Raw genomic sequence first — 13,742 nt, forward strand, 5'->3', positions numbered from 1 at the left:
TTTTTAATAATTAATAACCTGGATTTTCCTCGATACCGTTTGCTATGGCTTTAGCTGGTATTTGTTCTGCCTTTCTAAGATCATCACTAGCTAATGTTACATCTTCTAAAATGTTTAAACCATCACCATCTGTTTGAATAATATGATATACCTCTAATTCTAAACGTTTAATATCGAACCAACGTAAACCTTCTCTTAGAAATTCTTTTCTGCGCTCTGATATTACAAAACTGAACATAGCTTCTTGTTCTGTTCCTCCATAATAATCATGAACTTCAGATAATGTTAATTGCCCACCTGTTTCATATCTTAAAGGAGCCATAACATTATAATCATTTAAAGCATCGTCTAATCTATTTAACATAACATAGGCTTCCATTCTATTTAATATTACTTCTTCACTACGCAATTCTGGCATTATAAAATATCCAAAACCTGTGGTTGAAGTAGTATATTCAAAAAGCTCTACGTATTTAGGCGGGTTTCTTGCTGAAGATGATGAAAAACCGTATGCTAAATCACGAAAATCATACGATCCTTGAGGATTATTGAAATCATAAATCTGACTAAATATTCCATTCGTAGGTTGAAAACCTCTGGTGTATCTATTCCAAAAACTTTCTTTTCTAACTACTAATAAATTGCTTGCTTCATCAACACTTATAAAGTTATTAGCCAAAACTACAGACCCTGAACCTGAATACACTTCTTCCATATCTCTCACAAAATTTAAGCTGGCAACGCCTTCTCCTAATAATTTATTCGAGTATTCTATACATTTAGCATAGTCTTTTTTAAATAGGTAAAATCGAGATGCAAAAGCATAAGCAGCACTTTTATTAAAATGATACTTACCCGTTCCAACATAATAACTATCTGAAATTAAAGAAATTCCTTCCAACAAATCTTGCTCGATAAGGTTGTATGTTTCTTCTAAAGTACCTCTATCATAAGCTACGCTTAATTTTGTTTCGGGAGCTGTGATATAAGGAATACCTAATTTTTCTTTGTTAGCATCACTGTAATGTAAAGCAAATACATTTGCTAATAAAAAATGGTTGTATGCTCTAGTCACTAAAGCTTCACCTCTTAATGCATTTCTAAAATCTTGATCGCCACCTACAACTTCTTCTAACCCAACCAAAGCTTGGTTTGCATGAGCAATAGCGGTGTATGTATTATCCCAAAAGTAAGTTGGGGTATCTTGCCCTTCAGATGAAACAACAGGTTTGTAGCTGTAATTTTCTGTCATCCAAGGATATTGGGTGTTTTCTATAATATAGGTTGAATTATCGGTTTTTGCTTCAATAAAATTGTAAGTTGCCTCAGAATAAGCAGAAACTAATAACTCAGAGATATCCTCCAACGTTTTTACGTCTTGCCTATTATCTGGAACCTCATCCAAATATGAATCACATGAGAAAAATGAAACAAGAGTAAGTATTATTATAAATCTTTTTTTCATAGCATTAAAAATTAAAGTTAAGGGTAAATGTATAGGTTTTTGTTAATGGTAATGAAACACCACCCGTTTGGAAAAACTCTGGATCTACACCGTTTAATTTATCATCGGAATAGATTAACCAAAGGTTATGCGCTGACAAACTCATAGATGCAGATTTCATCCAAGTTTTATCTATAAAACTACTAGGAAACCTATAACTAAGCTTTATATTTTTAAGTCTCACAAAATCGCCATCTGCAACTCTAATATCACTTTTATTATATAAATCAAAAGGGTTATAACCTTGAGATCTTAATGCTTCTACTGCTTGAGCAGAAAGAATAGCTGGAATATTTGTAACATTCTCATCTCCCGGTAAAGACCATCTGTTTATTAAATCTCCAGATTGGGAACTAAAATCATCATATAGACTTGAAGACCCGCTGCTTAAACGTACATCGTATAAATCATCCAAACGAATTTTGTTTCCACCTCGGTAAGAAAACCCAAAATTAAGATCTAAATTTTTATATGAAATAGTATTGTTAAATCCACCGAAAAAAGTAGGTTCTGTTGGTCCATCATAAATTACATAATCCAATACATCTTCTCTTTCTTGTAAGTTTAATGTTTGAATTGTTCCTCCATCTTTATCATAAAACGTTGGAATACCATTAGAATCTAAACCTGCAAATGGAATTGAAAATAATGCTCCGGCTGGATATCCAACAAAGTTACCACCATTTCTACTAATTGCATCACCTATGCGGTCACGCGATTGCCAATTTGTAATTTCACTTTCAGAAAAACTGTAATTAAAATTAGATGTCCATCTAAAATTTTCGGTTTCAATGTTAGTGGTTCTTAAAGTAAACTCAAAACCGTTTCGATCCAACTCGCCAATATTACCTAATTTTCTAGATTCTCCTCCAACTCCGTTAGTTTCTACCCATCCAATTAAATCTTCCGATTTTCTTCTATAATATTCAACTTCAAGTCCTAATCTATTGTCCAAAAATGCTGTTTCTAAACCAATATTCCATTCATATAATTTCTCGAAAGTTAATTCTGAATTTTCCAATTGATCTATAACTAATGCTATTTCTCTTTCTCCAGACTGTGGTCGTAATGGCTCTTCACCTCTAACGATTAAACCTGCACTTGCATCATAGGGGTTTGAACCAGATAAACCATAAGTAGATTTAAGTTTTAATAAGTTTACCCAATCTACATTATCCATAAAAGATTCTTTATGAATATTCCATGCTCCACTTATATTCCATGTAGGAAGGTAACGGGCGGTTTTAGATTTCCCTGTTCTATTATCACCATCATATCTAAAAGTAGCATTTGCAATATATTTTCCTTTAAAAGCATAAGCACCTGTAGCAAAGGTACCCCAAGCTCTATTTCTAGTTTCTTCTACTTCAAAATAATCATCCCCCCTTGAATCTAAATATCTAATAAAATTAGGATCACTAATAACTAGCCCTCCTTTATCAAATAAATATCCCCAGCCTTCACTATATTCTTTTGTTCTATCACTGGATCTTATTTCTTGTCCAACAAGAACATCTACTTGATGGTTATCACCAAATCTTTTAGAATAATTAAGGGTATTACGCATAAAGTAGTTAATAAGCGTATTATCTGTTGTTTTTCTAAAACCTCCATTAGGCAATACACTATAAGGCAATAGTTCAGGAGCCTCAGGATCATCAAACAAGAAAATATTGCTATTTGCTATAATGGGATTTCCTGCTCTATATGCTGCTGCATTATTAGAGTTTTCATGTACGGTTTGTACTGCAGCACTACTATACCATCTTCCTTGTAAAACGGTATTAAATGTAAAGTTCTCATTTATTTCCCAATTAAAACTAGTTTGTAAAGACAAATCTGTTAAATCTAAATCTGTACGGTTATGCTCTACTTCGTATAAAATATTAAAAGGCGCCCAGTTTCTTCTAAAAAATTGTAAATCACCATTTTCATCGTAAGGCGTCATACTTCTACTTGTGTATAAAGCAAAGTTAAACGGGTTAATATCGAAGTTTCTTTCAAACACTCCCGAAAGGGCGTCAAAAGTTCTATCTTGAGAAGCTGCAATTCTCTGATCTCTAACATTACCAGTTAATTTAAACCCAACACTTATGTTTTCTGCAATTTTAAAATCTGCATTTAAATTAGCCGTTAAATTTTTGGCATCATCAGCAATAGTTTGTCCTTCGTCATCCATATAGCTTATAGATGCTCTATATTTAGACTTCTCTGTACCAGAACTAAAACTTAAACTATTTGTTTTTACAAATGAATTCTTAAATAAAACATCAAACCAATCGGTATTTGCATCCGCATAACGTTGTAAATAATCATAATTAGGTGTACCTCCTGGCCCCCAGTTTATTTCATTCTCTCTAATTTTATAAAACATATCAGAAAACACTCCATGATTTCTAGCGGTATTAGAGGTCGCAATATCAATCCAGCCTTTTTCATATAATTCTTGATTAATAGCCATTTCATCACCAGAATTCAAGATATTAAATTGATCGTAAGTTGGCTTTGTTCTTGTTGTTAAGCTACTAGAGAAATTAATACGTGGTGTACCCGTTTCTCCTCTTTTTGTAGTAATAACGATAACACCATTTAAAGCTCGAACCCCGTACTGTGCCGTTGCCGAAGCATCTTTCAATACAGTAAACGATTCTATATCGTTAGGCCCAATACCTGCGGTAGACGAACTTAAAATAGTTTCTAAGTTTCCAGTAGTAATATCTTGGTTTGATAATTCTACTGCATCTTCCAAAACAACACCATCAATAACCCATAATGGTTTATTAATACCGTTAATTGAAGAGTTACCTCTAATTCTAATTACCGGAGCCGTACCAAAGGTCCCTGAAGCATTTTCAATTTCCACACCTGCAACTTGACCTTGTAGCGATCTTGCAACATCGGCAACTCCATCCAGTTTTACGTCTTCCATTTTAATAGTTGCCGCCGAACCTGTAAAAAGTTTTCTGTCAATTTTTTGATACCCGGTAACCACCACGGCATCTAGGCTTTCCACATCTTCAGTCATTACAACATCAATCGTGTCTGAAGTTCCAATAGTAATAAACTTAGTGCTTAAGCCTACAAAGCTAAATTTAAGCACTTCGCCCGTTTCTGCCTTAATAGCATAGTTTCCATCAAAATCTGAAACAACACCGCGTGTTGTACCATCTACAATAACAGTAACTCCAGCAACGGGAACTCCATTTGTATCGGTAATAGTACCCGAAATTGTTTGTTGTTGAATATTAGAAGCTTGTTCTTTTTTATCTAGAATAATTTGTCGCTCGTTAATAGAGTAACTAAATATATTGGTATCTAATATTCTTTCTAAAACTTTGTTTATCGTTTTATCCTTAATTTGAACATGTCCCACCACTTTTTTCAACTCAGGCAAAATATTATCTTTATAAATAAAAACAAATTCGCTTTGATCTTCAATTGTTTTAATAACATTCATTATTGTAGCTTCCTGAAGATCTATTTTCAATTTAGTGGTTTGAGAATAGGAATTTGAGAAAGAATAAAATGCAAACAGAAGTAAAAATAAACTGAGCCCTTTCATAATAAATAGAGTTTTATTCCTGAAATCCAATAAGATGTTACAAGAATTTTGATTTTTTTTCATAAATTTGATTGTTTTTAATTAAGCATTAATTAGCTGTTACTTTAACGGCGTTACATGCAGAGAATGTTGGCCCATTCTCTGTTTTTTTTTATTTTAAAATGTATTTCTCATTTCTTTTTTCTATTTTAAATTTTGTTATAAACATTAAGTTTTCAAGTGTTTTTTCAATCTTGTCATTTAAATCTAATTTTCCACTTATTTTAAATTTATAGACATCTAATTTTTCGTCTAATTCTATATTTATATTGTAAAAACGTTCAATTTTTCTAATAACATTTATGACAGATTCACTTTCAAAATGCAAGAGTCCTAAAGTCCATAGGGTGTATTTATATGCATCTACTTCTTTGACTTCAACCTTTTCTTCATTTTTATACCATGTAGCTAATTGACCTGGCTGTAATACTGTTTTTTTGTTGTTTAAAAATCCATTTTCCACAACATTAACCTTCCCTTCTGTTAAAGCTGTAAAAATATAGCCATCTGTTGGGTAGGCAGATATGTTGAATTTAGTACCTAGAACTTCTATTGAAAAATTTTCTTCCATGGTTTTCACAATAAAAGGGTGTTCTTTGTCTGGTTTTACTTCAAAAAAGGCTTCACCTGATAAAATAACAGTACGTTCTTTTAAAAGAAATTTTTCTGGAAATATAAATTTTGTGCCTGCATTAAGATGTACAACAGAGCCGTCGGATAAAGTTATTTTACTCCTTTTTCCATAGGGCACCAATAATTTATTATAAGTCTCCTCCAATTGGTTTTCATTAGTTACACTATTTATGGTATCATTAGCATTCACAATGATATTACCAGCATTAGTATATTTAATTTTCGATTCTTCCTTATTAATTAAAAATGGCTCTCCAGATTTTAAAACCAATTGCGTGTTGGTTATAGAATCTAACGACAATATCTCTAAATCTTTAACCAGAGCCTTACTTGTTTTATCATCCTTATTGATAAAAAACATACTTATTGCTAACATAACAAATAGCAGGGCGGCGTATTTAAAATATTTTTTAACAAAATTGAATTCTCTTGTAGGTTTTTTAGAGTAATCCATTTTATCCAAAAGGATTTTAAGCATTTCCTCTTTTTCTATTTCAGTTAAATTTTCATCGCCTGTTTTTATGGCTAACAAAATTTCTTTAAGGTCTGAAATTATCTTTCGCTCTTGTGGGTTTTTTAAGAGATAGGTTTCCCAATAAACGTCACTTTCAGGGGTTGGTTTATATATCCAATCTACAAAAAAGTTATCTTCAATATATTTAGAATAAGGTTTAATAATTTTAGGTCTATATATATACAGGGGGCAAAACTTTATTTTTGTGGACACTTTTTTTAAAGTTTTTTTAACGCAGAACTATTTTTCCAACATTTCGAGTTAAAAATTCTATGCTAAATACAGCATTAATTATGAGGTAAATTAAGTTAAACTAGGATATAGCATAAAAAAAATAATATTAGAATGCTCTTTAAAAATAGGGTTTTCACGTGCTTTTTTTATAGCCCTATAAACTTGTTTACGTACCGAATTATGATCTATCCCAATTATTTGCGAAATTTCGATATAATTAAATCCTTTTGTGAATTTTAAATACAAAATTTCCTGTTGCTTAGGCGTGAGTTCTTTCATTAATTGAGTCACAATTTCTTTTTTCCGTTTATCGATTTCTTTTCCAATAGTTTCATTCTCAATATTATATTCAGTAACAAAATCCATGGTACTTAACGGTCTAAAATCGTCAGCTTTTCTCTCTATTTTTAACTTTTTAAATATATTTCGTTTTAGTGCTTTAAATAAATAAAAATTAATATTATTAGGCACAGAAAGCTTTGCTCTATGTTCATAAACATCTAAAAAAACATCTTGAATGGAATCTTTCACAAAATCTCTATCTGGTTTCAATCGCATACCATAAGAAAATAAAGAATCTATGTGTAAACTATAAAGAGATGAAAAAGCATTTTTATCACCACTTACAAATTTAGACCACGTTTCCTCTTCTATTTTAGATTTCTGTTTAATGATAACAATGATAATTTAATGTATTAATATATTTATAAAACTCTTGCAACTGCCATTTTTATAAAACATGCTGAAGTTTAAAATTATATACATTTTACGATAAAAAAGAAAATGACAGTTAAATATCAAAAATTCACCTAATCCAATAAACTTTTGAAAAGTTTATAAAGACAAAACTCTTAATATAATCCTAAAAAAACAAAGAAAAGTATTAAAAAACAACACAAAACCTAACATTTAATGATTTTTACAAATAAAACTTTACGATTTTATTAAATACTCAAATTAACACAATAAAAAACATTAAATATTGATAGTTAAACAAAACCATAATATTTAGCTTGTAATACAAGTCTCACTGCTTAAAAGTTTTTATTTTTGAATCAATAAAACAAATATGCTTTTACACACACACTCCAACATCATTTTAGAATGCGGCACCGACGAAGCTGGCCGTGGTTGTTTGGCTGGCCCCGTTACTGCTGCGGCCGTAATTTTACCAGAAAACTTTAAGAATTCCATTTTAAATGATTCCAAACAGCTTAGTGAAAAAAAACGCGATATCTTAAAACCCATTATAGAAACACAAGCGTTAAGTTTTGCTGTTGCTCATGTTTTTCAAGAAGAAATAGATAGCATAAACATTTTAAACGCTTCTATTTTGGCCATGCATAAATCTATCGAGCAATTGGAACCCCAACCTAAATTTATAATTGTTGACGGGAATAGATTTAAACCTTTTAAAGACATTCCGTTTGAAACTATAATAAAAGGCGATGGTAAATATTTAAGCATTGCTGCAGCATCTATTTTAGCCAAAACTTATCGGGATTTATATATGAATAAAATTCATGAAGAATTCCCCATGTATAATTGGAAACAAAATAAAGGCTACCCTACCAAAGAACATCGCCGCGCTATAAAAGAATTTGGAGTGACCAAATACCACAGAAAAACCTTTAAACTTTTACCAGACGAATAATTATTTGTCTTTAATTTTTAAAGCTTTAAACAAACGCGATTTAACATTTCTAATCCTTACTTTTTTAATATTATAAAACTGAAAAACCGTAGTTTTGTAAAAACGAACTTATTTCATGCGATTTATTTCACTAACCCTCTTATTTCTTATAACTTTAAGCTGTACCAACACGAATAAAAAGCGTACAAACCTCATAGATTTTATTCCTAAAAACAGTACGGTTGTTATAAAAGCGAGAAATATTGAAAGCCTTCAAAATAGCATTAATAATAATGAGCTAATCCAAGAATTTTCAAAATCTAAAACGTATACTAATTTAGAAAGTAAACTCGAAAATCTAAACGTTTTAAAATCTAATAATCCTTTATTAATTTGTTTTTCTCAAACAAAAAAAGCATACTTAAATTATACAATTATTACAAAATATCACGACAGTTTATTTGTTACAGATTCGCTAGCCAACTATAAAAAAGAAATCCTTCCTTTTAAAAAGCATACCATTTTAAAAAGCACTCTCAATAAAAACAGCTTTTACAGTACGGTTATAGATAGTGTTTTTATAGCTTCTTCATCTAAAAAAAATATTGAAAATGCTTTTAACGAGACCACTTTAAATGAAGAAAAGCAAAAAATTTATAACAGTACCAACAACGCCAATTTATCGGTTATTATTAACAACAATACAAGGCTTTTAAAATCGCTATTTATTGACGATTCACTTCAGCTAAAAACCTTTACGAACATGCTTGCTTTAGATGCCGAACTTAGCCAAAGCGACTTATATTTTAATGGGATTACAAAAGCAACAGATTCTACCAAAAGTTTAATTAATGCCTTTAAAAACACCATTCCGCAGATTAACAAAACACAAGATATCACACCATCAAACAGTGATGGTTTTATCAGTTTCACCTTTAATAATTTCGAGGTTTTTAAAAACAACTTAGCCCTTTTCAGTAAACAAGATTCTACAGTTATTTCTACAAATTTGTTTGAAGATGTTCATGAAGTTGGCGTGATTTACGAAGGTAAAAATCGTGCTATAGTTTTAAACTCATCGGATATTATTGCCACCAAAGACGCTTTAATAGCCGAACAAACTGTAGCTGAAACCTATCGAGATATTTCTATTTATAATTTTAGTACACCTAACTTATTTTCAGAAGTATTTTCACCACTGGTTTCCACAAAACAAGCGACATTATATTGTATTTTAGATTACTTTTTTGTATTTGCCGAAGATTTAGAAATGCTTCAAAATATTATTTCCAACTACCAAAACAAAACAACGTTAAGCAGCAGAACTTATTTTAAAACTATTCAGGAAGAATTAAGCGATGCGGCTTCTATTTTAATGGTAACCAATTCAAATGGTTTAAAAGACCTTTTACAAAAAAATATAAAAGATTCTATAAATTTCAACTTGGATACTTATAAAACTTCAGCGTTACAATTTATATACGACACTAATTTTGCTCATGTTAACGGCATTATTAAAAAGAACAAAACCAAAGCAGCCGAACAATCGGTTTCCGAAGAATTTAATATAAAACTCGAAGCCGATTTACTAAACACCCCGCAGTTTGTAACCAACCACATTACCAAACAACAAGACATTGTGGTGCAAGACATTCAAAACAATTTATATTTAATCTCCAACAGTGGAAAAATACAGTGGAAAAAACAATTACACGGTCCCGTTTTAGGTAAAATTGAGCAAATTGATATTTATAAAAATGGACGCTTACAGTTAGTTTTTGCAACGCCAAATAGGGTTTATGTTTTGGATAGAAAAGGTAACGATGTATCGCCATTTCCATTGAAATTTAATGATGCCATTACGCAGCCACTTTCGGTTTTCGATTATGACAACAATAAAAGATACCGCCTTTTAGTAACCCAAGGTAAAAACGTTTTAATGTACGATGCCAAAGGAAAAACGGTAAAAGGTTTTACGTTTAAAGCGGCGAAAAACACCATTATTTCTCAGCCACAGCATTTTAGAATAGGCTCTAAAGATTATATTACCATTAAAACGGAAGACAAACTTTTAATTTTGGACCGCACAGGAAAAACAAGAGTGACACCCAAAACTACCCTGTCTTTTTCCAATAAACCTATGTATATTTACCTCAGTAAATTCACAACTACAACCAATAAAGGCGACTTGATAAGTATTGATTCCAAAGGAAATGTGGCTACGCAAAACTTAAATCTATCGTCCCAACATAACCTAGCTACAACCAGTAAAACATTGGTGTATCAATCGGAAAACAAACTCACCATTAGAAGTAAAACCCTAAATTTAGACTACGGAAATTACGCCGATGCCGCGATATTTTATATTAACAATAAAATTTATGTTTCGATAACCGATTTACAATCTCAGAAAACATATTTATTTGATAGTCAAGCAAAATTACTCCCCAACTTTCCTGTTTATGCCAATTCTAAAATAGACTTTGCAAACGCCGATAAAGACAGAAACTTAGAATTTGTGACCAAAGGAGATTCTAATTCAGTTTTACTTTATCAAATAAATTAACTTTTTTAGTTAACACTCAAACTATTCTACTTTTAAAAAAACACACTTAATGATTACAAGAAAAAACGCCGAAATTTCAAAATTTATCATTCATAAAGTTGGCAATAAATTTAACGATACCAAAAATGCCTTTTCCGATAAAACCGTAGAATTTGACGAAGCCAGTTACGAGCTTATGCTACCGTTTTTGCTTCGCCCTTTTGGGAGTGTTGTACAGAGTTATCGTTTTAACCATCACGCCAACATTACGCTAAACGAAATAAATAGTTACAGCGCTCAAATATTTAATGATGAAGAGTCTTTTATTGAAGTTTCTAAACACATCGTCACGCATTTATACGAACAATCTAGCTCGGCACAAATAAAAACAGGTGATGTTTTAGTCGTGATGTTCGAAGGAATTGAATTTAGAGATATCACCACAAATGCGCTTGGTATTTTTAAAATTGAAAGTAAGGTGAATTTCTTCCAAACCTATTTAGAAAACAACAACTATGATGTTTTAGTCCAAAAAGGAATTAGCTCTAAAAAAGTAGACAAAGGCTGCTTAATTTTAAACCAATCGGATGGTGAAGGCAATATTATTTTAAGTGTGGATAACAATAGTTATGATGCTGCATATTGGCTAAATCACTTTTTAAATATTAAGTATGCCGATGATGCCAACAACCACACACAACAATATATTGAACTTATAAAAGAGTTTTCTACCGAGGTTTTAAAACCTAATTACGGTGCCAAAGAGCAAAATACGTTTTTAGCAAAATCTATCGACTTTTTTAAAGAAAATGAAGTTGTAAATATAGAACGTTTTAAAGATGAATTGTTTGAAGAAGACAAACATAAAAAGGAATTCGACTCTTATAAAAAAGAATTTGAAGGCGAGCAAACCTACATTATAAGAAACCAGTTTGATGTTGCTGAAGCCGTTGTTACCAAAGAAAAACGCAAGATAAAAACCGATATTAAATTAGACACCAACATACAAATAAAACTAGATATTGATGCACCCGATGCCTCGGAAGAATATTTAGAACGTGGCTATGACGACGAAAAGAAAATGCACTATTACAAAGTGTTTTTTAATGAGGAAGCCTAGAAGGCTTTAGGCTTTAGGCTTTAGGCTTTAGGCTTTAGGCTTTAGGCTTTAGGCAAAATAAAAAGTCGGCTTTTCTTAAATGAAAAGCCGACTTTTTATTTTAACCACTACAATAAAATCTTGATTCTTGATTCTAACAGCGAAGCGGTCTTTTATCTTTTTATAAGCATTACATACGTTCCGGAACTTGAATTCCTAATAATGAAAATGCTGTTTTTATAGTATTTGCTACCGTTTGAGATAAAGCGACTCTTAATTGTTTTTCATCATTGTTATCGGCACCTAAAATAGATACGTTTTGATAGAACGAATTAAATTCTTTTACCAAATCGTAAGTATAATTAGCTATTAAAGCAGGACTGTGTTGCTCTGCTGCATTCTGTATAACCTCTGGAAACAACTGCAATTGCTTAATTAATTCTTTTTCCTTTGGATGTAAATCGGTACTTTTTATTTCAGAATCGTCAACATCAGCTTTTCTTAAAATAGATTGAATTCTCGCATAAGTATACTGAATAAAAGGTCCGGTATTTCCTTGAAAATCGATAGATTCTTTGGGGTCGAATAAAATACGTTTTTTAGGATCTACTTTTAAAATATGATATTTCAAAGCTCCTAAACCAATCACTTTATAAAGTGCTTGTTTTTCAGCTTCAGAATACCCATCAAGTTTTCCTAATTCTTCCGAAATCTCACCAGCGGTTTTAGCCATTTCATCTACTAAATCATCGGCATCAACAACGGTTCCTTCACGACTTTTCATTTTTCCGCTTGGTAAATCTACCATCCCGTAACTTAAATGATATAGATTTTCGGCCCAATCGAATCCTAATTTTTTCAGAATTAAAAACAAGACTTTAAAGTGATAATCTTGCTCGTTTCCTACGGTATAAACCATACCGCCAACATCTGGAAAATCTTTAATTCGCTGTATGGCTGTTCCAATATCTTGCGTCATATAAACGGCTGTTCCGTCCGAGCGTTGTACTATTTTTTTATCAAGCCCTTCTTCGGTTAAATCGCACCAAACCGAGCCATCGTCTTCTTTAGCAAAGACACCAGATTTTAGACCTTGCTCCACAAATTCTTTTCCTAATAAATAGGTGTTACTTTCATAATACAAGGTATCAAAATCGACACCTAAATTTTTATAAGTCACATTAAAACCATCGTAAACCCACCCGTTCATTTTCTTCCAAAGCGACACGACTTCATCATCACCAGCTTCCCATTTTAAAAGCATTTGCTGCGCTTCAACTAAAATAGGGGCGTTCTTCTTCGCTTCGTCTTCAGTGCTTCCTTTGGCTACTAAATCCTGAATTTCTTTTTTATATTCTTGGTCGAATTTTACGTAATAATTTCCCACTAATTTATCGCCTTTTAATCCGGTAGACTCAGGAGTTTCTCCTTCACCAAATTTAAGCCAAGCCAACATACTTTTACAAATATGAATACCACGATCGTTTATAATTTGGGTTTTATAAACTTTTTTACCCGAAGCTTTTAAAATTTCGGCAACACTATAGCCTAAAAGGTTGTTTCTTACGTGGCCTAAATGGAGTGGTTTATTGGTGTTAGGCGAAGAATACTCAACCATAACCGATTTATCATCTGCCGATGGCGACACTAAACCATAAGTCGTATCGTCTTTTATTGTATTAAAAGCATCGACAAAATAAGAATCGCTAATTTCAATATTTAAAAACCCTTTAACCACGTTAAAACCTTTAACAGTACTCACGTTTTCAACCAAATAATTCCCGATAGTTTCACCAATTTGAACAGGGTTTCCTTTTACAAAACGTAACATAGGAAAAACCACAACCGTAATATCTCCAGCGAATTCTTTACGAGTGGCTTGAAATTCAACTGTTTCTAATTCTACTTTATATGAAGCTAAAACAGCTTGTTTTACTTGATTTGATAAGGTTTCTTGAAGATTCATGTATTGTTACTTT

General features: G+C 31.7%; 8 protein-coding genes. 3 read left to right on the forward strand and 5 right to left on the reverse strand.

Features of this window, described 5'->3' with window-relative positions; translation table 11 throughout:
* Positions 1 to 10 precede the first annotated feature (10 nt).
* The 4 genes from FQU21_RS11415 to FQU21_RS11430 all read right to left on the reverse strand — a co-directional run bounded on the left by FQU21_RS11415 (position 11) and on the right by FQU21_RS11430 (position 7,173).
* The gene (locus FQU21_RS11415; protein WP_147678143.1) at positions 11 to 1,465 is read right to left on the reverse strand and encodes a RagB/SusD family nutrient uptake outer membrane protein; all 1,455 of its coding nucleotides are present in this window, start codon (positions 1,463 to 1,465) and stop codon (positions 11 to 13) included.
* Positions 1,466 to 1,469: 4 nt separating this feature from the next.
* On the reverse strand, positions 1,470 to 4,991 hold the full coding sequence (locus tag FQU21_RS11420) for a SusC/RagA family TonB-linked outer membrane protein (RefSeq protein ID WP_187269375.1): 3,522 nt from the start codon (positions 4,989 to 4,991) through the stop codon (positions 1,470 to 1,472).
* Positions 4,992 to 5,217: 226 nt separating this feature from the next.
* Entirely contained in the window at positions 5,218 to 6,465 is a 1,248-nt protein-coding gene (locus FQU21_RS11425) for a FecR family protein (protein ID WP_147678145.1), read from the reverse strand.
* Between the two features lie 90 nt (positions 6,466 to 6,555).
* Positions 6,556 to 7,173, reverse strand: coding sequence for an RNA polymerase sigma factor (locus tag FQU21_RS11430; protein WP_147678146.1), 618 nt, complete (start codon positions 7,171 to 7,173; stop codon positions 6,556 to 6,558).
* Positions 7,174 to 7,555: 382 nt separating this feature from the next.
* Here FQU21_RS11430 and FQU21_RS11435 point away from each other — a divergent pair, with 382 nt between their 5' ends.
* The 3 genes from FQU21_RS11435 (at position 7,556) to FQU21_RS11445 (ending at position 11,784) form a co-directional block, all read left to right on the forward strand.
* A complete protein-coding gene (locus tag FQU21_RS11435; protein WP_147678147.1) occupies positions 7,556 to 8,140 on the forward strand; it encodes a ribonuclease HII in 585 nt (194 codons plus the stop codon).
* A 115-nt stretch (positions 8,141 to 8,255) separates the two neighbouring features.
* A complete protein-coding gene (locus FQU21_RS11440) occupies positions 8,256 to 10,685 on the forward strand; it encodes a ribonuclease HII (protein WP_147678148.1) in 2,430 nt (809 codons plus the stop codon).
* A gap of 49 nt (positions 10,686 to 10,734) precedes the next feature.
* Entirely contained in the window at positions 10,735 to 11,784 is a 1,050-nt protein-coding gene (locus FQU21_RS11445; protein ID WP_147678149.1) for a nucleoid-associated protein, read from the forward strand.
* A gap of 169 nt (positions 11,785 to 11,953) precedes the next feature.
* Here FQU21_RS11445 and argS read toward each other — a convergent pair whose 3' ends face one another.
* A complete protein-coding gene (argS, locus tag FQU21_RS11450) occupies positions 11,954 to 13,729 on the reverse strand; it encodes an arginine--tRNA ligase (protein WP_147678150.1) in 1,776 nt (591 codons plus the stop codon).
* Between the last annotated feature and the right edge of the window lie 13 nt (positions 13,730 to 13,742).

Origin of the sequence: Algibacter pacificus (assembly GCF_008033385.1) — a bacterium.
Classification (GTDB): domain Bacteria; phylum Bacteroidota; class Bacteroidia; order Flavobacteriales; family Flavobacteriaceae; genus Algibacter; species Algibacter pacificus.

Excerpts from the sequence above, each read along its gene's own strand:
- FQU21_RS11435 (WP_147678147.1), top strand. The coding sequence starts at position 7,556 with ATGCTTTTACACACACACTCCAACATCATTTTAGAATGCGGCACCGAC.
- FQU21_RS11445 (WP_147678149.1), top strand. The coding sequence starts at position 10,735 with ATGATTACAAGAAAAAACGCCGAAATTTCAAAATTTATCATTCATAAA.
- argS (WP_147678150.1), bottom strand. The coding sequence starts at position 13,729 with ATGAATCTTCAAGAAACCTTATCAAATCAAGTAAAACAAGCTGTTTTA.
- FQU21_RS11415 (WP_147678143.1), bottom strand. The coding sequence starts at position 1,465 with ATGAAAAAAAGATTTATAATAATACTTACTCTTGTTTCATTTTTCTCA.
- FQU21_RS11440 (WP_147678148.1), top strand. The coding sequence starts at position 8,256 with ATGCGATTTATTTCACTAACCCTCTTATTTCTTATAACTTTAAGCTGT.